We start from the raw sequence: 20,204 nt of genomic DNA on the forward strand, positions 1-20,204 counted from the left end.
ACCCGGGGATCATTGTTTACCCACAGTAAGGAGAAATCGTGTTTCCGTGCCGCCACAGCCGTGGCGAGTCGCGGAGCGGGTGCCGGGGATCAGCCGGCCGCGGCCTCCGTCGCCGCGTGCTGGGGCATGTGGTCGCGGCCTCCGGGGTGGCGATGGCGCCACACCCAGAAGACCGTGCACGACACCAGCGACCAGACCGCGAGCACCAGGAAGGGGAAGATCCGCTGATGCCCCTGGTAGTACACGGCGGTGTGCTGGGCGTTGACGGACGCGCCCGGGGGCAGCCAGCGGCCGATGTGTCCGAGCAGCGAGGGCAGCAGCGGCCAGGAGACGGCTCCGCCGGAGGACGGGTTGCCCAGGAGCACCATCACGCCCCAGGTCGGGAGCATCGCCCAGCGGCCGATGAGGGTGTTGAACATGGTGAAGACCATGCCGGAGGTGAACATCGTGAACGCCAGGATCAGCCAGGACTCCACGAAGGGCAGGTCGACAGCCCCGAGCAGCCAGTCCACCACGGAGGCGATGGCGAAGGCGCCGAGCAGCGAGTAGGCGAGCGTGAACGCGATCCGCTCCAGCGGGATCAGGTCCCGGGCGTGCACGCTGAGCTGGATGGCACCGACGAAGCCGACGATCACGGCGGCGAGCGAGATGTAGAAGAGGGCGAGTCCGCGCGGGTCGCCCTTCTGGAGGGGTTTGACGTCCTGCACGGCGACCGGGATTTCGAGTGTGTCCCCCACCTTCACCGCGGACTCGGCCAGCAGCTGGGCGACGGCCGCCCCGGACGCCGCGGCCACGTCGAGCCGCACCCCTTGCTCGCCGGACCGCACGATCGCGAAGACCTCCTGCTCCTCCAGAGCTTCGCGCGCGGCGGCCGGGGTCGGGAAGACACGGATGACCAGGGAGGCGTCCAGGGCCTTGTCCATCGCGGCGACGAACTCCTTGCCGCGTGCGGTGTCGGGCCGGCTCACCACGGCGGTGGGGATGTGGTGCGGGGTCGGGTTGGCCATGGCGTACGTGTAGGAGCCGGCGAAGAGTCCGGCGGCGGCAGCGAGGATGAGCAGCAGGACCGTCGCCGGGAAGTACGGGGACTGTTTGAACCCGGCCCACTTCTGGCCCCGGGTCAGCGGCCGGCCGTGCGCCCCGTGCGGGGCGTCGGGCCCGGCGGCGGGCGCCGGCTCGCTCATGCGTCCGCGTCCTTGTCGCGGCGGGCGCGACTGGGCTGGACCCGTTTCGGTTCGCCGGGCATCTTCGGGTACTCGGGCGGGTAGGGCAGGTCGCCGGGGCCGCCGTCGCTCGCGTGCCGGTCGGCGAGTTCGAGCAGCGGGTCGAGCCGGAAGGCCTCCTGGTCCATGTCGGCGTGGACGTCGCCGTGTTCCGCGTACCGCACGGGCATGGTGCGGATGTCGAAGTCGCGGGGTTCGGCGTCGTCCAGCTCCTCCCAGCGCAGCGGTGCGGAGACCGGGGCGTGCGGGAAGGGGCGCACCGAGTAGGCGGAGGCGATGGTCCGGTCGCGGGCCGTCTGGTTGTAGTCGACGAAGATCCGCTCGCCCCGCTCCTCCTTCCACCAGGCGGTGGTCACCCGGTCCGGCATCCGGCTCTCCAGCTCCCGCCCGACGGCGATGGCCGCGCGCCGGACCTCGGTGAACGTCCAGCGCGGCTCGATGGGCACGAAGACGTGGATGCCACGGCCCCCGGACGTCTTGGGCCAGCCGCGCAGCCCGTGCTCGTCCAGGACGCCGCGCAGTTCGCGGGCGGCCAGGACCGCGTCGGCGTAGCCGGTGCCGGGCTGCGGGTCGAGGTCGATGCGCAGTTCGTCGGGGTGGTCGGTGTCGCCGCCCCGGACGGGCCAGGGGTGGAAGGTGAGTGTGCCGAGGTTGGCCGCCCAGATGACGGCGGCCACCTCGGTGGGGCACATCTCCCGGGCGGAGCGCCCGCTGGGGAAGGCGATCTCGGTGGTCGGGATCCAGTCGGGGAGGTTCTTGGGGGCGCGCTTCTGGTAGAAGAACTCGCCCTCGACGCCGTCCACGAACCGCTGGAGGGTGGTCGGCCGGTCGCGCAGGGCGCGCAGGATGCCGGGGCCCACGGCGAGGAAGTACTCGGCAACGTCCCTCTTCGTGTAGCCCTTCTCCGGGAAGTAGATCTTGTCCGGGTGGGAGAGCCGGACCGCCCGTCCGACTGCTTCCAGCTCCACCGCTGTGCCCGCTGCTGCCATGTCGGCCACCGTAGGCCGGGCACACATATGCCGCATATCGGGAGACTCCGCTCGCCGTACGGTTCACAATCGGTCCATGGACCTGCCGGTGATGCCGCCCGTGAAGCCGATGCTCGCCAAGTCGGTGAAGAAGATCCCGCCGGGCATGCAGTACGAGGCCAAGTGGGACGGCTTCCGGGCGATCGTGCACCGGGACGGCGACGAGGTGGTGATCGGCAGCAGGACCGGCAAGCCGCTGACCCGATACTTCCCCGAGGTGGTGGCCGCGGCCCTGGACAGTCTCCCGGAGCGGTGTGTGGTGGACGGTGAGATCGTCGTCGCGTACGACGGCCGGCTGGACTTCGACCGGCTCAGCGAGCGCATCCATCCCGCCGACTCCCGGGTGCGGCTGCTGGCCGAGCGCACCCCGGCCGCCCTGGTCGCCTTCGACCTCCTCGCGCTGGGCGGCGACTCGCTTCTGGACACCCCGCAGGCGGACCGGCGCGCGGTGCTGGAGGCCGCGCTCGCCGAGGCGTCGGCGCCGGTGTACCTGGCGCCCGCGACCACCGACCCGGCCGTCGCCGGGGAATGGTTCGACCGGTACGAGGGGGCGGGGCTCGACGGTGTCGTCGCCAAGCCCCTCGACGCGCCGTACCGGCCGGACACCCGGGCCATGTACAAGATCAAGCACGAGCGGACCGCCGACTGCGTGGTGGCCGGGTACCGCTTCCACAAGAGCGGCCCGGTCGTCGGCTCCCTGCTGCTCGGCCTCTACGACGCGGCGGGCGCGCTCCAGCACGTCGGGGTGTGCGCGGCCTTCCCGATGAAGCGGCGCGCCGAGCTGGTCACCGAGCTGGAGCCCCTGCTGACCGGGGTCGACGACCACCCGTGGCGTGCCTGGGCGCGGGCCGAGGCGCACGAGGGCGCCCGGCTGCCCGGCGCCCCGAGCCGCTGGTCGGGGAAGAAGGACATGTCCTGGGTGCCGTTGCGGCCGGAGCGGGTCTGCGAGGTGGCCTACGACCACATGGAGGGCGACCGGTTCCGGCACACGGCCCAGTGGCGCAGGTGGCGGCCGGACCGTACGCCGGAGAGCTGCACGTACGCGCAGTTGGAGGAGGTCGTGCGCTACGACCTGGCCGAGGTGCTGTCGGGCGGCGGCTGAGCCCCGGGGGCCGGGGCCCGGCCGCCGCCCGTTCTCAGTCCGCCGTGGGCGGCAGCGTCGGCGTGGTGCACGGCTCGTCGGATGCGGCGGGGCCGGACGAGGGTGATGCGGAGCTCTCCCCGGTGTCGCTCGGCTCCGGTGCCGGGGTGGTCGTCGTGCAGCCCGGGTCCGGCTTCGTCGTGCTCGGCTCCGGGTCGGGCGAGGTGCCCGGGTCGGGGCTGGTGCCGGGGTCCGGGGTGGTGCCGGGGTCCGGGGTGGTGCCGGGGTCCGTGGGGTCGGGCGAGGGGCCGGTGGTGTCGCCCGGGTCCGGGGAGCCCGATTCGCCCGGCGTGGGTCCGGTGCCCGGGTCCGGGTCCTGGGAGCCCGGCGCGGTCGGGCGCGTGCTGGGGCTGGGCTGCGGGCCGACCTCGATGCCGCCGCCGTCCTCGGAGCCGGGCCCGCCCACGGGGTGCTTGGGCTCCTCCGGGCCGCCCGCGCCGGGGCTCCCGGGGACGACGCCCTTGCCGTCGGAGACCGGGTGGGTGCCCTTGCGGTAGAACTCCAGCCAGGAGAGCACCGTGCGCAGATAGGTGTCCGAGTGGTTGTAGCTGAGGATCGCCCGGTCCAGGTCGGCGGGGACCGACAGGTCGCGCGGTCCGGCACAGAGGTAGGCGCCCGCGGCCAGCGCCGCGTCGTACACGTTGTTGGGGTCCCGGCGTCCGTCGCCGTTGCCGTCCCGGCCCCAGTGGGCCCAGGTCGAGGGGATGAACTGCATCGGGCCGACCGCCCGGTCGTAGGTCTTGTCGCCGTCGTAGGCCCCGCCGTCGGTGTCCGCGATGTGGGCGAACCCGGCGCCGTCGAGGACCGGGCCGAGGATCGGGGAGAGCGTCGTGCCGTGGGCGTCGACCCGGCCGCCGGCCGCGTGCCCGGACTCGACCTTGCCGATCGCCGCCAGTAACTGCCAGGGCAGCCGGCAGCCGGGGTCGCTGCGCCCGAGGGCGCTCTCGGCCTTGCGGTAGGCGGCCAGCACGGTGGCCGGGATGCCCGCCTCGGCCCACGACTGCTTGGCGGCCGGGGTCTGCTTCTCCCCCGCCCGGGGCGGCTTCGGGCTCTTCAGCGGCGGGAGTTCGGTGTGGTAGGAGTCGTCGTTGGGCACCTCGGACCAGATGACGTCCTGCGCCTCCTGGCGCTGCTCCGGGGTGTCCTTGTGGGCGGCGAGCTGGGGTGCCTGGGACGCGGTGAGCGCGGCCATCGCGGCGACGGCCGCCGCGGTGCCGCCGAATCCGCGGCGCATGGTGCCGTTGAACCTCATGCGTGCTCTCCTGTGTGGGTCACCGGGTGAACGTGTCGATCGAGGAGATCCGCCAGCTGTCGCCCTTGCGGACGGCGTCCACGGCGAACATGGCCGCGGCGTAGGTGGTCTCCTCGGACTTGCCGGTACGGGTGTTGCTCTGGTCGGCGAAGATCAGCAGCCGGGCCCGGTCGCCGTCCAGCATCTCCACGCCGCTGTCGGTGACGGTCGTGGTGAGGACGAGCTTCTGCTTCGGCGCCTGGGCCCTGACCTCGGCGAGCATGTCCTGGTGCTGCTGGACCGCCTTGCCGGTGAGGTACTTCGCCACGGCGCCGTCCGCCTTGGCCGGTGAGGCGTAGTCGTACGAGAAGACCGCGCCGACGGCCTCGGTGATCTGGCCCTTCACCTCGCTGGTGCGGCTGATGTCGGTGAGCGCGGTGTTCTGCCGGCTGGGGTCGTCGCGCAGGCTCGCCGCCGAGGTGAACGCCCAGGCGGCGAAGGCGCCGAGCAGCACGGTCAGGGCGCACAGGACTGCGGGCAGCCGGACGCGGATGCGGGGCAGGCGCCGGGCGGCTGGCTTCTTCCGGTCCGGGTCGCTCGCCGACTCCTCGTCCGGGTCGTCTCCGAAATCGCCCGCGGCGGCTTCGGGGAGACCGTCGGACGCGTCATCGGAGGCGTCATCGGGGGCGGTGTCCTTCGCGGGGGTGCCGGAAGGCCCGCCGGGGCCCGCGGGGGTGCGAGCGGGGGCGGTCGCGGTGCGCTCCGCGGCGGCGACGGTGGCCAGGCGGCGCCGGCGGTTGACGAGGTGACGGGTCGTCGACATGTCCGGGGGTTCCTCTCGGTGCGGGGCGGGGGGTGTCAGCCGGCGGTGTTGCCGACGGGCGCCTGGCCGAGGGCGCTGAGCTTCCACCCCTCGGAGGTGCGGGTGAGCTGCCCGAGCATCCGGCTCTCCTTCACCGCGGGCTTGCCCTTCGGCGCCGTCACGGTCACCCGCAGGGCCACCATGACCCCGGCCTTCCCGGCCCGGTCGTCGAGCTCGGTGACCGCGCCGGACAGCACCTTGGCGGTGCTGACGGTCTTCGCCTCCTGGATCTGCTTCACGAACCCGTCCCGCCCGTCCACGAGCTGCTGGTGCAGGTCCCCGGTGGTGGAGTCCTCCCAGCTGTCCAGCCCCTCGGCGAGCCGGGCGTGGTCGAGCGTGTTCATGTTCTGCACGGCCTGCTCACCCGCGGCCAGCACCGCGTCGCGGGTCTCGGCGTACGCGGCCGAGCTGTCGTGCGCCGCCTGGTAGCGGGAGACCCCGCCCCAGCCCGCGGCGCCGGCCGCCGCGACCGTCAGCACGATCGCCGCCGCCACCAGCGGGTTCCTCGTCATCCCTGCCCGTGCCATCGCTGCCTCTCCCCTGCCGGCCGGTCCGGCTGTGCTGTGCTGTGCCGTACGTGTTCGCTGGTGCGGTGCTATCGGGGAGTGATCTCCACGATCGTCCAGTGCCCTTCGCGCAGTTGGGCCGTGACGGACAGCTGCGCCGCCGCCTTACTGGCGGCCTTGCCCTCGCGCTCGTAGACCTGGTCGAGGAAGACCAGGAGGTGGGCGCTGTCGGGCGTCAGCCGGGTCACCCCGGCGCGTACGACATGGGTGGTGAGCGTGAGCTTCTGGTCGGCCGACTGCTTCTCGACCTGGCCGAAGAGCGCCGCGTACTGCTGAAGTGCCTTGCCCGCCAGGAGTTTCCGCGCGGACGCCTTGGTGGCAGCGGTGCCGTCGGGGCTGTAGGAGAACACCTTGCCGAGGGCGTTGGTGACCTCCCCGGCGACCTGGTTGGTCGCCGCGCTGTCGGTCAGCGCCAGGTTGGAGGTGGCCGGGGTGTCGCGCAGCTGACGGCCCGCCACGTACAGCGCGGCGCCGGCCGCGACCAGCACGACGGCCAGTACCCCGGCCACCACGCGCGGCCACCGCCGGCCCGGCCGGGCCCCATCGTCGGCGCCGGCCGCTCCGTCGTCGGCCACGCCGGCCGGTTCCTCGGGGTCCGCGGCCTCCTCGATGTCCGGGCCGCCGGTCACCACGTCGGTCGTACCGCCGCTGTTCATGCGCCGCTCCCTATGCCGAGCGCCGTGAGCGCCTTGATCTTCCAGCCGTCACCGGTCCGGGCGAGCGTGGCCTCGAAGCGTTTGCGTTCGGTGCCGGCCTTTCCGGTGCCCGGGGTGACCTCGACGTCCACGGTCGCGATCATCAGCGCGGTGCCGGTCCGCTCGTCCAGCTCGGTGAGCGCGGCGTCGGTGACCTTGCCGCGCGCGGTGGCGCCGGCCTTCTCCAGGTCGGCCGCGTCCTTCTTCCGGGTCCGCTCCAGCTGGTCGTGGAGCGGACCGGTGGAGGAATCCAGCCAGGCGGCGAGACCGGCCGCCACGCTCGCCGCGTCCTTGCCGTCCAGGGTGTTGAGCCGGGCCAGGTCCTGCCGGCCGTCCGCGAGCGCGGCGTCCCGGCTCTTGGCGTACGCCAGGTCGTCGTCGCCGCGCGCCCGCGCGTACGACCAGCCGCCCAGGCCGCAGACGAGCGCCGCGACCAGCAGCACGGCCCAGCCGCCGACGGTGCGGGTACGGGGGTTCACCGGCCGCCCTCCTGTCCGAGGCCCAGCAGACCGGCCATGCCCCGCACGGGGTTCGCCCCGGTGGTGGCGCCGAGCGCGCCGGGCAGCCGCTCCTGCGGGGTGTCACCGAGGTTCAGCGCGCCGGCCCTGGCCGGTTCGGGCACGGCACCGCCCTTGGGGGCGTTGGCACTGCCCCGGACGTCGATGCCGGTGCCGGGCGAGGCGGCGCAGCGGGCCTTGGTGTTGAGCGCGGGGGCGGTCGAGAGGTCGAGCCCGTTGCGGTAGGTCGTGCCCCCGTAGCCGGCGGTGCAGGGCAGCGGCTCGAAGAAGGTGATCGACATGCCGAACCTGGCGCCGTCCTCGTCCACCGCGCTGGCTCCGGCGGCCGCCACGGCGGGGAGTTTCACGAGGAGTTCCTCCAGTCCGCGCTGCCGGGTGACGGCGACCTCGGACGTGGTGAGGAGGTTGGCGACGACGACTCCGAAGCTGGGTTCGATGTCCCGCAGCAGCCCGCTGATCTGCCCGGTCGCGTCGGGGGCGGCGGCGATGAGCTTGCGCAGGTCGGTGTCGGAGCCCTTGAGCTGGGCGGCCAGTTCCTTGGCTCCGGAGGCGAACCCCTTGAGCGCCTCGCCCTGTTCGACCTGGGTGCGCAGCACGGTCTTGCCGTCCTCCATCAGCCGGGTGTTGACGGGCAGCGCCTCGTCGGCCGCGTCCACGAAGTCGCTGCTGGTGTCCAGCAGGACCTGGAGGTCGTCGCCGCGTCCGGAGAACGCGGTGCCGAATTCGTCCACGACCGTACGCAGCGACTCCAGGTCGACCGAGGAGGCGAGGTCGTTGACGCTGGTGAGGACGTTCGTCACGGGCGCCGGGACGGTGGTCTCGGCCTGGTCGATGACCGAGCCGTTCGCGAGGTAGGGGCCCTCGGTGCGGGAGGGCCGCAGGTCGACGTACTGCTCGCCGACCGCGGAGAGGTTGGCCACGACCGCCTTCAGGTCGTCGGGGATGCGGGGTGCGGACTTCTTGATCCGCAGTTCGGCCTCCACACCGTCGTCGGTGAGTTCGATGGGGCCGACCCGGCCCACCGACACCCCTCGGTAGGTGACGTTGGAGTGGGTGAAAAGGCCGCCTGTGCGCGGGAGTTGCATCTTGACGGTGTAGTAGTCGCGCATGCCGACGTAGTGGCCGAGGTCGGCGTAGCGCACACCGAGGTAGCCGAGCACCAGCACCGCGATGATCAGGAACGCGATGTTCTTCAGCCGGATGGCGAGGGTGATCATCGGTTGCTCCCCTTCTCTGCCGGAGAACCGCTCGTCGTGGGCGCCGAGGTCGCGGGGAGCGGCAGGGGGAGTCCGGCGCCGGAGACCGCGGGGGCCTTGGGCGGCGTCTGCGTCGCCGCGTCCGGGTCGTAGGCGGGAATGATCCGGGTGCCGGGCTCGGCCGTCATGTCCAGGTACACGTTGAGGTAGTCGCCCTTCACGCCGCGCAGCACCTCGTCCGTGAACGGGTAGGTCAGGAGCACCTGGAGGGAGTCGGGCAGGTCGTTGCCGGAGTCGGCCAGGGCCCTCAGGGTCGGGGCGATGGCCTTCAGGTCGGCGATGGTGTCCGCCTTGCTCCTGTCGATGGTGTCGACGGCGACGTCCGAGAGGGTGTCCAGGGAGCGGAGCATCGTCAGGAGCGACCCGCGCTGTTTCTCCAGGACCTTCATGCCGGGGCTGAGTTTGGTGAGGACCGTGCCCACCTGCTGCTTGCGGGTGGCGAGGGTGGTGGAGAGCCGGTTGACCCCGTCGAGCGCCGCCGTGATGTCGCCCCGGTGGTCGTCGAGGTTGGTGACGAGGGTGTCGACGCGGTGCAGCATGGACTTGACCTGGGGTTCCTGGCCGGCCAGCGCCTTGTTGAGCTCGGTGGTGATGGTCTTGAGCTGCTGGACGCCGCCGCCGTTGAGAAGCATGGACAGGGCGCCGAAGACCTCTTCGACCTCGGGGTTGCGGTTGGTACGGGTGAGCGGGATGCGGTCGCCGTCGGCGAGGGTGCCCCGGGCGGTGCCCTTGGCGGGCGGCCGGAGCTGGACGTACTTCTCGCCGAGCAGGCTGGACTGCTCCAGGTGGGCGTAGGCGTTGGCGGGCAGGTCGATCTTCCCGTTGACCTTCATGGTGACGCGGGCCTGCCAGCCGTCCGGGGCAAGCGAGATCTTGGTGACGCGGCCGACGGCGACGTCGTTGACCTTGACCGAGGACTGCGGGGCGAGGCTGAGCACGTCCCCGAAGTCCGCGGTGATCTCGTACGGGTGGTCGCCGAGGTCCGCTCCGCCGGGCAGCGGCACGTCTTCGATGCCGGAGAAGTGCGGGGCCCCGCATCCGGTGACGAAGAGGGTGCAGCACAGGCCGAACGCGACGAGTGCCGCCCCGCCCGTGGTCCCGAGGGCCGCGGGTCTGCGCGGTCTGCGGCTCATTGCTTCGCCCCCTTCTTGTCCTTGCTGTCCTTCGGGGTGCCGTAGACCGTGCCCACCGCCGGGAGCGGCAGGGCGGGCAGGGCCCGCTGCCGGTCGGCGTCCACCGGGGACAGGCCCTTCAGGGCGAGGGTGGACTCGGTCAGCGGGCCGCCCATGCTGAGTTCGTTGAGGTTGGTCCGGCCGTTGAGCGTGCGGTGCTCGGGGTCGTACGCGTTGAGGACGTTGCCCGCCGACAGGGGCAGGACGTCCATCGACTCGGCGAGCGAGGCACGCTGGTCGACGAGGGTCTGGGTGATCGGCACGAGGGCGTCCACGTTCTCCTTGAGGGCGCCCCGGTTGTCCTTGATGAACGTCTTGACCTGCCCGAGGGCGGTGCCGAGTTCCTTGAGGGCGGCGCCGAGGTTCTTCTTGTCGTCGGCGAGGAAGCCGGTCACGGAGTTCAGCTGGTCCTCGGCCGCCCGGACGTTGCCGTCGTTCTCCTTCAGCATGGTGGTGAAGGTCTGGAGGTAGGACAGCGTGTCGAAGAGGTTGCCGCTGGACTTGTCGAGCGTCTTCGTCGCCTTGCCGAACTGCTCGATGGAGTCGCCGATGTCCTTGCCGTTGCCCTTGAGGTTCTTCGCCCCGGTGTCCAGGAGCCCGGCGAAGGCTCCTTCGGCGTTCGCCCCGTCCGGGCCGAGCGCGGTGGACAGTTCGGTGATGGACGCGTAGAGCTGGTCCACCTCGACCGGGGTCGCGTTGTTCGCCGCGGGCAGTTCGGCGCCGTCCGCCAGGACCGCTCCCCCGGTGTAGGCGGGGGCGAGCTGGACGTACCGGTCGGCGACGAGGCTGGGGGCGACGACGACGGCGTGCGCGTCCTTCGGCACCTGGATGCCCTTGTCGACGCGCAGCACGACCTTCACGTCCTTGCCGCGCGGCTGGACCGATTCGACCCTGCCGACGCGTACGCCGAGGATGCGCAGGTCGGACCCGGCGTAGACGCCGGTGGCCCGGTCGAAGTAGGCGGTGACGGTGGTCGTTCCCTCCTCCTCCATGGCCATCACGCCGGAGGTGGCGGCGACGGCCACGACGACGAGGCCGGCGCCGATGCCGATGACGCGGGTGAGTCTCATCTCACTGCCCGCCTTCCTGCTTGGGAGGCATGCATCCGGTCGCCGGCGGGGTGTTCGCGGGCAGGTAGTTCTTCGGGACGACACCGCAGACGTAGTTGTCGAACCAGCGGCCGTTGCCGAGGGTGTTGCCGACGAGCCGGTTGTAGGAGCCGGCGAGCGAGAGCACCTGGTCGAGCTGTTTGCGGTTCTTCTGGAGCACCGCCGTGACCCGGCCGAGCGCCTTCAGGGTGGGCTTCAGCTGCTTGTTGTTGTCGGCGACGAGACCGGTGAGCTGGGTGCCCAGGTCGCGGGTGCCGGTGAGCAGCAGGTGGATGGAGTCGCGGCGGGCCTGGATCTCGCCGAGGAGCAGGTTGCCGTCCTCCAGGAGGGTTTCGAAGCCGCTCTTCTTGTTGGCGAGGGTCTTGGTGAGCTGCTTGCTGCCCTTGAGCAGGGTCGCCAGCTCGGCGTCGCGTTCGGAGACGGTCTTCGACAGGGCGGACAGTCCCTCGGCGGCGCTCTTCACGTCGGGCGGGGAGTCCTTGAAGGTGGCGGAGATCGTCTCGAAGCTCTTGGCCAGCTGTTCGGTGTCGATCTCCCCGATGGTCTCGCCCAGTCCGTTGAACGCCTGGGTGACGTCGTACGGGGAGGTGGTGCGCGAGGCGGTGATGCGCTCGTCCGGGTCCTGCGCCGAGTCGCCGAGCGGGTCGACGGCGAGGTACTTGTCGCCGAGGAGGGTCTTGATGGCGATCCCGACGGTGCTGGAGTCGCCGATCCAGGCGTCCTTGACCTTGAAGGTGACCTTGACCTTGGCCCCGTCGAGGGAGACCCCGGTGACCTTGCCGACCTTCACTCCGGCGATGCGTACCTCGTCGCCCTCGCTGAGCCCGGCGGACTCGGTGAAGTCGGCGCTGTAGGTGGTGCCGCCGCCGATGAAGGGGAGCGAGTCGGCGCGGTAGGCCCCGAACCCGATGAGGGCCAGCAGGAGCAGTCCCACGATGCCGACGGCGACGGGGTTGCGGTGGCGTATCGGTTTGATCCTCATGACAGGCACCTCGGCTGGGTGATCTCGATGCCGGTCGGCGGGGTGCTGCCGTCGCTGGTCGTGATCCCGCTGACCTTGGCCTCGCAGAGGTAGAGGTTGAGCCAGGAGCCGTACGAGGTGAGGCGGCCGATGGCCTCCATCTTGGCCGGGGTCTTCTCCAGGAAGTTGACGATCTTCGGGGAGTTGTCGGCCAGGTTCCCGGAGAGCCGGCCGAGTTCCTTGATGTCGGCCTTGAGGGGCGCCCGGCCGTCCTCGAAGAGGTCCGCGGTGACCGTGGTGAGCGCGCCCATCGCGGTGACGGCCTCACCGAGCGGCTTGCGGTCGCCCGCGAAGCCGGTGACGAGTTCCTGAAGGGTGTCGACGAGGTCGTTGAAGCCGGCCTCCCGGTCGTTGACGGTCTTCAGGACCGTGTTGAGGTTCTTGATCACCTCGCCGATCACCTTGTCCTTGGCGGCGACTGTGCCGGTCAGCGAGCCGACGTGCTGGAGGATGCTGTCGACGGTGCCGCCCTCGCCCTGGAGCACCTGGACGATGGAGCCCGCCAGCTGGTTGACGTCGGGCGGGGAGAGCCCTTCGAAGAGCGGCTGGAAGCCGTTGAAGAGCTGGGTCAGGTCGAGCGCCGGGGTGGTGCGCGAGAGCGGGATGGTGGAGCCCGGCGTGAAGCTCTCGCCGACGGGGCCCGCGCCCTGGTCCAGGTCGATGTAGCGCTGGCCGACCATGTTGAGGTACTTGATCGACGCGGTCACCGAGGCGGGCAGCTTGCGGCCCTTGCGGACGCTGAAGCCGACCTCGGCGACCCGCCGGTCGGCGACCTCGACGGACTCGACCTGGCCGACCTTGACGCCGGCGATCCGGACGCTGTCCCCGACGATGAGGCCGGTCGCGTCGGTGAACCGGGCGCGGTACGAACGGGTGTCGCCCACCCCGGTGTTGGCGATGGACAGGGCCAGGACCGTGGTGGCCAGACTGGTCACCACGATGAAGACGATCGATTTCGCGAGCGGTCCCGCGATGGAGCGGCGCTTCACTTGAGCTTCACCTCCACACCGCGGAAGGCCGGGCCGATGAGCACGCTGCTCCACTCGGGCAGGGCCTGCGGCCGGACATTCAGTGAGGGAGCGACCAGTTCGTTGACGAGCCGGCTCTCCTGCGGGGAGTTGGGCATGCCGAGCGAGGCGTCCGCGGCCGGGACCTCCACCGGGGTGGCGGTGTCCGCGTCCTTCGCGGTCCCGGTGTCCGGGGCGGTCCTGACGTCGGCGGTCGGCACGGTCTGGCCGACGTAGGGGATGGAGTAGCAGTGCGGTCCGCCGGTGGCGTTGTAGACCGGGGTGTCCTTGCCCGCCACGTACTTCCCCTTGGACGGCACGGTCTTGAGGGTGACGTGCAGTCCCGGCCGGTCGGTGCCCTTGCCGAGCGCCTTGTCCATGGCCGGGATGAAACCGGCGACGGTGCGCAGCGTGCAGGGGAACTCCGAGGAGTACTTGGCGAGGGTCTCCAGGGTCGGCCTGCCGGTGGCGGCGAGCCGGATGAGGTTGTCCTTGTTCCGCTGGAAGAAGGCGGTGAGGTCGCGGGCCGACGCGGTGGTGGAGCCGTACAGGTCGGCGAGGTCGGCCTGCTCCTCGGCGAGGGTGCCGCTGGTGGTGGTGAAGTCGGTGAGGGCGTCCAGGACGTCGGGGGCGGAGTCCGCGTAGAGCCGGCTGACCTTGACGAGTTCCTTGATGTCCTCGTTGAGCGTGGGGAGTTGGGGGTTGAACTTCTGGAGGTGGGCGTCGAGCTCGACAAGGGTGTCGCCGAGCTGTTCGCCGCGGCCCTGGAGCGCCTGGGAGACCGCGTTGAGGGTGGCGGAGAGCTTCTCCGGCTTCACCGCGGTCAGCAGGGGCAGGACGTTGTCGAGGACCTCTTCCAGCTCGATGGCGTTGCTGGAGCGGTCCTGCGGGATGACGTCGCCGGCGCTGAGGGTCTTCGCCGAGGGCACGGGGGGCGGTACGAGGGCGACGAACCGTTCGCCGAAGAGGGTGGTGGGCAGCATCTGGGCGGTGACGTCGGCCGGGATGCGGTCCAGCTTGTCCGGCTTGATCGCGAGGGTGAGCCGGGCGCCGTCGCCGTCGGCCGCGATGTCGCGGACCTGGCCGACGACGACCCCGCGCAGCTTCACGTCGGCGTTGTCGTGCATCTCGTTGCCCACGCTCGACGTGCGTACGGTGACGGTCGCGTCGTGGGTGAAGTCCTTCTCGTACACCGCGACCGACACCCAGATGAGGACGGCGGGCACGAGGAAGAAGGCGATGCCGGCGGTTCTGCGGCCGGTGGTCCTGGTGACACGGGAATTCATCAGCCGGCCACCTTCACGGTCGTCGTGGCGCCCCAGATGGCGAGCGAGAGGAAGAAGTCGGTGACGCTGATCAGCACGATCGCGTTGCGCACCGAGCGGCCGACGGCCACACCGACCCCGGCGGGGCCGCCGGTGGCGTGGAAGCCGTAGTAGCAGTGCGCGAGGATCACCATCACGCTGAAGATCAGCACTTTGAGCACCGACAGGAGCACGTCGGCCGGGGACAGGAAGAGATTGAAGTAGTGGTCGTAGGTGCCCGCCGACTGGCCGTTGAACAGGACGGTGACGTAGCGGGAGGCGACGTACGAGGAGAGCAGCCCGATCGCGTAGAGCGGGATGATCGCCGCCACCCCGGCGATGATGCGGGTGGTGACGAGGTAGGGCATGGAGCGCACGCCCATCGACTCCAGTCCGTCGACCTCCTCGTTGATCCGCATCGCACCGAGCTGTGCGGTGAAGCCGGCGCCGACGGTCGCGGAGAGGGCGAGACCGGCGACGAGCGGGGCGATCTCGCGGGTGTTGAAGTACGCGGAGATGAAGCCGGTGAAGGCCGCGGTGCCGATCTGGTTGAGGGCCGCGTATCCCTGGAGTCCGACGACCGTGCCGGTGGCCAGGGTCATCGCGATCATGACGCCGATGGTGCCGCCGACCACTCCGAGGCCGCCGCTGCCGAAGGCGACCTCGGCGAGCAGGCGCTGCACCTCCTTGAGGTAGCGGCGCAGGGTGCGGGGTATCCAGAGCAGGGCCCGTACGTAGAAGGTGAGCTGGTCGCCGGATCTGTCCAGCCAGCCGAGCATCGACATGGGTCAGCTCCCCTTCGCGGGGACGATCTGGAGGTAGATCGCCGTGAGGACCATGTTCACGAAGAACAGCAGCATGAAGGTGATGACGACGGACTGGTTGACCGCGTCGCCCACCCCCTTCGGGCCGCCGCGCGGGTTGAGGCCGCGGTAGGCGGCGACGATGCCGGCGATGAAGCCGAAGATCAGCGCCTTGATCTCGCTGACGTAGAGGTCGGGCAGCTGGGCGAGGGCGGAGAAGCTGGAGAGGTAGGCGCCCGGGGTGCCGTGCTGGAGGATCACGTTGAAGAAGTAGCCGCCCAGGGTGCCGACGACCGAGACGAGGCCGTTGAGCAGGACGGCGACGAGCATGGTGGCCAGGACGCGCGGGACGACGAGGCGCTGTACGGGCGAGACGCCCATGACCTCCATCGCGTCGAGCTCCTCGCGGATCTTGCGGGAGCCGAGGTCGGCGCAGATCGCGGAGCCCGCGGCCCCGGAGACCAGGAGGGCCACGATGATGGGGCTGGCCTGCTGGATGACGGCCAGGACGCTGGCGCCGCCGGTGAAGGACTGTGCGCCGAGCTGCTGGGTGAGCGAGCCGACCTGGAGGGCGATGACCGCGCCGAAGGGGATGGAGACGAGGGCGGCGGGCAGGATCGTGACGCTGGCGACGAACCAGAACTGCTCGATGAACTCCCGTACCTGGAAGGGCCGTCGGAAGGTCTCCCGGGCCACGGTCCCGGCCAGGGCGAACAGCCGGCCGGTCTCGCGCAGCGGGGCGGTGAGCCTGCTGGGGCGCGGGGCCCCGGGCGCCTTCTCCGGCTCCGGGACCCGGTCCACCGGCTCCTCGGGGGGCCGTACGGGCAGCGGGGCGGTCACAGGCGTCCACCGCCCGCGGCCGGGCTGTAGCTGTTGAGGATGGCGGTACGGGCCGCCTCCGGCAGCTGCCCCATCATCGACATGACCCGCTCCCGGCGGCGCAGGGCGCCCTGACGGACCGGCAGGCCGGGCGAGGGCTCCAGCTGCGGGACGACGGTGCGTGGGGCGTTGGCCGAGCTGATGCCCTGGCCGTAGCCCTTCAGCTCCTCGGCGGCGAGGGTCGCGGCGTCCTTCTCCTCGGACATGCCGATGGGCCCTTCGCAGCGGCCGGCGAGGAACTGGTTGACGACGGGCAGGTCGCTGGTCAGCAGCACCTCGCGCGGCCCGAAGGTGACGAGGTTGCGGCAGAACAGCATGCCCATGTTGTCCGGCACGGTGGAGGCGATGTCGAGGTTGTGGGTGACGATGAGCATCGTCGCGTCGATCTGGGCGTTCAGATCGACGAGGAGCTGGGAGATGTACGCGGTGCGGACCGGGTCGAGTCCGGAGTCGGGTTCGTCGCAGAGGATGATCTGCGGGTCCAGGACGAGGGCCCGTGCGAGGCCGGCCCGCTTGCGCATACCGCCGGATATCTCGCCGGGCAGCTTGTTCTCGGCGCCGAGGAGCCCCACCACGTCGATCCGCTCCATCACGATGCGGCGGATCTCGGATTCCTTCTTGCGGGTGTGCTCCCGGAGCGGGAAGGCGATGTTGTCGAAAAGCGACATCGACCCGAAAAGGGCCCCGTCCTGAAACATGAGACCGAAGAGCTTGCGGGTCTCCATGATGTCGCGCTCGGAACCGTTCACCATGTCGACGCCATTGACGAGAACGCGGCCGCGTTCAGGTTTGAGCAGGCCGATGATGGATTTCAGGAACACCGTTTTTCCCGTACCGGACGGGCCGAGCATGACACTGACCTCGCCTGCGGGAAGCGTGAGCGACACATCCTGCCAGATGTTCTGCTTGCCGAAAGACTTGGTGAGTCCCTCGACCACTACTTCGATTCCCATCCCACCTCCTGCATGCGCTCACGAAGTGACAGAAGTGCACCAAGGGGCGCACGTTAAGTTCACCTGCACCGCCAGGACAAGCCCTTGAACAGCCCATTCGCAAAGATCCGGCCCGTTTGTCATCGGATGACAAATCGCGGTCCCGATCTTGTGAACAACTGCGCACTCTCATCCGTCGTTGCAGGCCGGGACCCCGCAGCCCAGAGGGGTCTGCGCCGCGGGGTTCCGGAGGAGGAGCTCCGCCGGTGTGAAGATTCCTGGGGCCGATGCCCTCCTGGACCGGAGACCCGGGCACTGGGGATGCGCCCGGGTCGCCTCCCGACGGGTGAGCAATCCCCGGACGCGCCGGAGGAGTTGCTGACGGAGGCGACGCTACGGGTGAGTAACCTGCCCCGCAATACCAGGTCATCAAGTTTTCGCGCGAGAGCGCGAAGCCGTCCGCTCTTTCGCAACAGCTGAGCAGGAAGGCCGGAAAAACTGTCCGCGAGTGATAAGTTCCGCCTCCGGCCGACGCATGCCGCGCCGGCGCACGGAGCACCGAGAAGCGCTCGGGACCGGCTCGAATACACAAGTGGGAGGCCGAGTTCCGTATACAGTGCCGGCCGCCGGCCGTACACAGCTGGCGAGGACGTACGCACGATGTGACAAGAAGGCCGGATCCCGTACTCACCCGTGGCAGAGATGACCGTCCGGCTCACAGATTCTCATACGGCGGGATTGTGCCCCGGTGTTTCCCGCCAGTAACCTCACGGCTCGGTGAATGGGATTTCGCCTCGGCACGGCCCGCCGCGAACCCAGCGCCCGCATTCCTTCATTCCGCGATCAATTCCGCTGCGCACCGAGCATCTCCGGGTTCACCCGGCCGCCTCGACGGCGGCCGACTCCCATCGGAAAAAGGGGAAGACATGAGAACTGGCTCGAACCGGGTACGTGTGGGGCTGCTGGCCTCCTTCACCGCGTTGGCCGCCGTCGCGTCGATGGGTTCGGCCACGGCCGCCACGACACTGAACGGCAGCTGGGCGCCGTTCAGCCGCTGTCCGGTGGACGCCCCCGCCATGCTGGCCGCGGACGGAGCGTCGGACACCGCCATCTGCGTCTCGTCCCACTCGGCCAGCGGCTCCATCAAGCTGGGCAACACCGAGGTGCCGGTCGGCGCGAGCGACCTCCAGGTCGGCGTGGTCACCCACCCGGGCGGCCTGTCGACCGTGGTCTCACCGGCGGAGGGCGCGCTCGTCGCGGACTCCGCGAAGGTACCCGGCGGGCTGCTCGGCCTGATGTGCCCGAGCGACGTCCCCGTGATCACCGGCATCTGCAACACGCTCAGCGACGTCAGCCTGAACCGGGTGACGGCGACCATCGAATCGGTCAACTCCCCCACCGACTTCCAGCTCGTGGCGGGGACGACCACCGGCAAGCCGATCCTCACCCTGCCGGTCCGGATCCACCTGGAGAACCCGCTCCTCGGCGACAAGTGCTACATCGGCTCCTCCTCGGACCCGATCCTGCTCAAGCCGCAGAACCTGACCCAGCCGGCCATCAGCAGCGAGAAGTTCGCCGGCGACGGAACCCTGGACGCGGCCGGCCCGATGAACCGGCTCAACCTCCTGGGCGCCACCCAGACCGACACGACGTACTCGGTGCCCGGCACCAACGGCTGCGGCCTGCTCGGCGCGCTGAACTGGGCGGTCAACCTGAAGACGGGGCTGCCGTCGGCCTCGGGCAACAACAACGTCACGCTGGACGACGCCCAGACCTACGTGGCGACGATGAACAAGCCGCGTGACGCCGCGCCCGACGCGGGCAAGCTGCTGTCGCAGTACTGGCACTCGGCGGCGCGGTAACCGCTCTCGCGCCCGAAGCCCCGAAGGGGCCACTCTCCTCGCGGAGGTGGCCCCTTCGGTGTGTGCCGGGCCGGACTCACGGAATGCGGTCAGGACTTCGAGCCGGGCAGTTCGGGCAGCGGGGGCGGGCAGTACGAGCGGGTGGGATTGCTCGGTATGCAGGTCGGAGCCTGATTCATGAAGACCCTGTTCCCGGGGCCCGAGAGGGAAGCGGTGAAGAGCGGGTTCAGGTCCTCTCCCCCCGTGCCGCATCCGGTGAAGGGCGGGATGTCGACCTCACCCTCCAGTACGCCGCCCAGGCCCACGTTCGCGTATGCCGCGCCACCGTTCAGGACCACCTTGAACGGCTTCGACGTCTTGCAGCCGCTGCCCACGTCCAACGGGGTGCCGTTCACCTTGACGTCGTGGAGGCGCAGGGACTGCTGGAAGTACGCGGTGGAGAACGACACCCGGTTGGGGGCGACGCCGTAGCTGCCTGTCGAGATGGTGATGGGACCGTTCTCGAAGGAGACCTTCGCGGTCACCGGCTGGAATCCGAAGGTCAGGAAGGTGGATTCGGCATCCGGAAGGTCGAGGTTCGCGAGCGAGTCGATGCGGGTGTACGGCCCGCCCTGCGCATTCGTCGCCCGGGACGCCACACGCTTGGAGGCGAGGACGCTGATGAGTGCCGGGTTGTCGGGATCATTGATGATCATGGCCCCGTTCAGCTTGAGTACGTTGGCCAGCCCGAGCGCGTACGCGCAGCTGAAGGTCCCTCCCGTGGGGAGATCCGTGACAGTGACGGGATCGCCCGGCGGTGGCTGCGGAGCCTCACTCGCGTCCATCTCCCCCTCCGGCGGGTCGACGGGGCACAACTCGGGGTCCTCGTCCCCGGCGTCCGCCGGCTCCACCGCGATGCCCTGCCGCTCCGTCCTGCCGGAACCACCCGCCGGACCGGTGGACGTCTCGGGGGTCGCGGACGGTTCGGTGCCGGACCAGTCGGTCACATGCGTGGTCGCGAGATGCCCGCTCTCCCCCTCCTCCAGCCGGCACGTCAGCGTGGCGAGGGCCGGTTCGGTCCCCTCGGCCGCCGCGGTGGCGGACAACAGCTCGACCGAGAACTCCTCCACGGAGAAGTCGACATCGCCCGAGGACCCGAAGGTCACATAGGGGACCTCACCGGAGTGGACGAGCGCCACGTCGCCGTCGGCGGGAAGCGGAGTGCTCGCGGCGGTGAGTTCCCAGGGGGCCTCGGCCGACTCGCCGTTCTGAGCGACCTTGACCTTCAGCGATGCCCGGCTCACGACGGCCTCGGTGCCCTCCGGCAGCAACTCGGCGAGGTCGGCCCGCGAGAGCGTGAGGGTGAGCGCGACGGGCCCCGGCTGCACGGGCCGGTCGACCTCACCGGTCGCCGGGACGTCCACCGCGACCTCCACCGCGGCCGCCGCGCTGCCGTCGTCCTCGGTTCCGCAGGCGGCCGCGAGGCCGACGGGCCCGGGGCTCTCGTCGGCGACCGAGCCTCCCCCGGACAACAGCCCGGCGAGCAGGGCGAGTCCGGCGACGGAGGCGACCCGCACGGATCGCCCCGCACGGGTCACAGGTATCTGGGTGTGCAT

19 protein-coding genes are annotated in these 20,204 nt (G+C 70.6%); 2 read left to right on the plus strand and 17 right to left on the minus strand.

Translation table 11 applies throughout. The annotated features are described in order from the left end of the window. Positions 1-89: 89 nt before the first annotated feature. On the minus strand, positions 90-1,184 hold the full coding sequence (locus tag B082_RS0114365; RefSeq protein WP_018552502.1) for a membrane protein: 1,095 nt from the start codon (positions 1,182-1,184) through the stop codon (positions 90-92). Next, positions 1,181-2,191, minus strand: coding sequence for a non-homologous end-joining DNA ligase (gene ligD / locus B082_RS0114370; RefSeq protein WP_018552503.1), 1,011 nt, complete (start codon positions 2,189-2,191; stop codon positions 1,181-1,183). The genes B082_RS0114365 and ligD overlap by 4 nt, the downstream gene beginning before the upstream one ends. Before the next feature lie 97 nt (positions 2,192-2,288). On the opposite strand from ligD, the gene B082_RS0114375 reads away from it, so the two are divergent. Beyond that, complete coding sequence (locus B082_RS0114375; RefSeq protein ID WP_018552504.1) at positions 2,289-3,353, plus strand: ATP-dependent DNA ligase; 1,065 nt, start codon at positions 2,289-2,291, stop codon at positions 3,351-3,353. A 34-nt stretch (positions 3,354-3,387) separates the two neighbouring features. On the opposite strand, the gene B082_RS0114380 is transcribed toward B082_RS0114375, so the two are convergent. From B082_RS0114380 to B082_RS0114445, 14 genes are all read right to left on the minus strand, one after another. Continuing rightward, positions 3,388-4,644: a lytic transglycosylase domain-containing protein gene (locus B082_RS0114380; protein WP_018552505.1), complete on the minus strand. Its 1,257-nt coding sequence runs from the start codon at positions 4,642-4,644 to the stop codon at positions 3,388-3,390. Between the two features lie 19 nt (positions 4,645-4,663). Beyond that, a complete protein-coding gene (locus B082_RS0114385; RefSeq protein ID WP_018552506.1) occupies positions 4,664-5,446 on the minus strand; it encodes a hypothetical protein in 783 nt (260 codons plus the stop codon). A gap of 35 nt (positions 5,447-5,481) precedes the next feature. Continuing rightward, positions 5,482-6,012: a nuclear transport factor 2 family protein gene (locus B082_RS0114390; protein ID WP_037710115.1), complete on the minus strand. Its 531-nt coding sequence runs from the start codon at positions 6,010-6,012 to the stop codon at positions 5,482-5,484. A gap of 68 nt (positions 6,013-6,080) precedes the next feature. After that, complete coding sequence (locus B082_RS0114395; protein ID WP_018552508.1) at positions 6,081-6,707, minus strand: hypothetical protein; 627 nt, start codon at positions 6,705-6,707, stop codon at positions 6,081-6,083. Continuing rightward, positions 6,704-7,225: a hypothetical protein gene (locus tag B082_RS0114400; protein ID WP_018552509.1), complete on the minus strand. Its 522-nt coding sequence runs from the start codon at positions 7,223-7,225 to the stop codon at positions 6,704-6,706. The genes B082_RS0114395 and B082_RS0114400 overlap by 4 nt, the downstream gene beginning before the upstream one ends. Next, a complete protein-coding gene (locus B082_RS0114405; RefSeq protein WP_018552510.1) occupies positions 7,222-8,481 on the minus strand; it encodes an MCE family protein in 1,260 nt (419 codons plus the stop codon). Before B082_RS0114405 ends, B082_RS0114400 begins: the two co-directional genes overlap by 4 nt. Further along, positions 8,478-9,653 (minus strand): MCE family protein, encoded by a 1,176-nt coding sequence (locus B082_RS0114410; protein ID WP_018552511.1) that lies wholly within the window; start codon positions 9,651-9,653, stop codon positions 8,478-8,480. The genes B082_RS0114405 and B082_RS0114410 overlap by 4 nt, the downstream gene beginning before the upstream one ends. Continuing rightward, positions 9,650-10,762 (minus strand): MCE family protein, encoded by a 1,113-nt coding sequence (locus B082_RS0114415; protein ID WP_018552512.1) that lies wholly within the window; start codon positions 10,760-10,762, stop codon positions 9,650-9,652. The genes B082_RS0114410 and B082_RS0114415 overlap by 4 nt, the downstream gene beginning before the upstream one ends. Before the next feature lies 1 nt (position 10,763). Continuing rightward, the gene (locus B082_RS0114420) at positions 10,764-11,783 is read right to left on the minus strand and encodes an MCE family protein (protein ID WP_018552513.1); all 1,020 of its coding nucleotides are present in this window, start codon (positions 11,781-11,783) and stop codon (positions 10,764-10,766) included. Continuing rightward, complete coding sequence (locus B082_RS0114425; protein WP_018552514.1) at positions 11,780-12,811, minus strand: MCE family protein; 1,032 nt, start codon at positions 12,809-12,811, stop codon at positions 11,780-11,782. The genes B082_RS0114420 and B082_RS0114425 overlap by 4 nt, the downstream gene beginning before the upstream one ends. Beyond that, on the minus strand, positions 12,808-14,115 hold the full coding sequence (locus B082_RS0114430) for an MCE family protein (protein ID WP_018552515.1): 1,308 nt from the start codon (positions 14,113-14,115) through the stop codon (positions 12,808-12,810). The genes B082_RS0114425 and B082_RS0114430 overlap by 4 nt, the downstream gene beginning before the upstream one ends. Then, on the minus strand, positions 14,115-14,918 hold the full coding sequence (locus tag B082_RS0114435) for an MlaE family ABC transporter permease (protein WP_018552516.1): 804 nt from the start codon (positions 14,916-14,918) through the stop codon (positions 14,115-14,117). The genes B082_RS0114430 and B082_RS0114435 overlap by 1 nt, the downstream gene beginning before the upstream one ends. A gap of 3 nt (positions 14,919-14,921) precedes the next feature. Next, a complete protein-coding gene (locus B082_RS0114440; RefSeq protein WP_018552517.1) occupies positions 14,922-15,776 on the minus strand; it encodes an MlaE family ABC transporter permease in 855 nt (284 codons plus the stop codon). Next, entirely contained in the window at positions 15,773-16,768 is a 996-nt protein-coding gene (locus B082_RS0114445; RefSeq protein WP_018552518.1) for an ABC transporter ATP-binding protein, read from the minus strand. Before B082_RS0114445 ends, B082_RS0114440 begins: the two co-directional genes overlap by 4 nt. Positions 16,769-17,673: 905 nt before the next feature. Here B082_RS0114445 and B082_RS0114450 point away from each other — a divergent pair. Continuing rightward, complete coding sequence (locus B082_RS0114450) at positions 17,674-18,609, plus strand: hypothetical protein (protein ID WP_026249784.1); 936 nt, start codon at positions 17,674-17,676, stop codon at positions 18,607-18,609. Between the two features lie 89 nt (positions 18,610-18,698). Here B082_RS0114450 and B082_RS0114455 read toward each other — a convergent pair whose 3' ends face one another. Then, positions 18,699-20,204, minus strand: a complete 1,506-nt coding sequence (locus B082_RS0114455; RefSeq protein WP_018552520.1) for a DUF6801 domain-containing protein — start codon at positions 20,202-20,204, stop codon at positions 18,699-18,701.

Origin of the sequence: Streptomyces sp. ATexAB-D23 (assembly GCF_000373645.1) — a bacterium.
Taxonomy (GTDB): domain Bacteria; phylum Actinomycetota; class Actinomycetes; order Streptomycetales; family Streptomycetaceae; genus Streptomyces; species Streptomyces castrisilvae.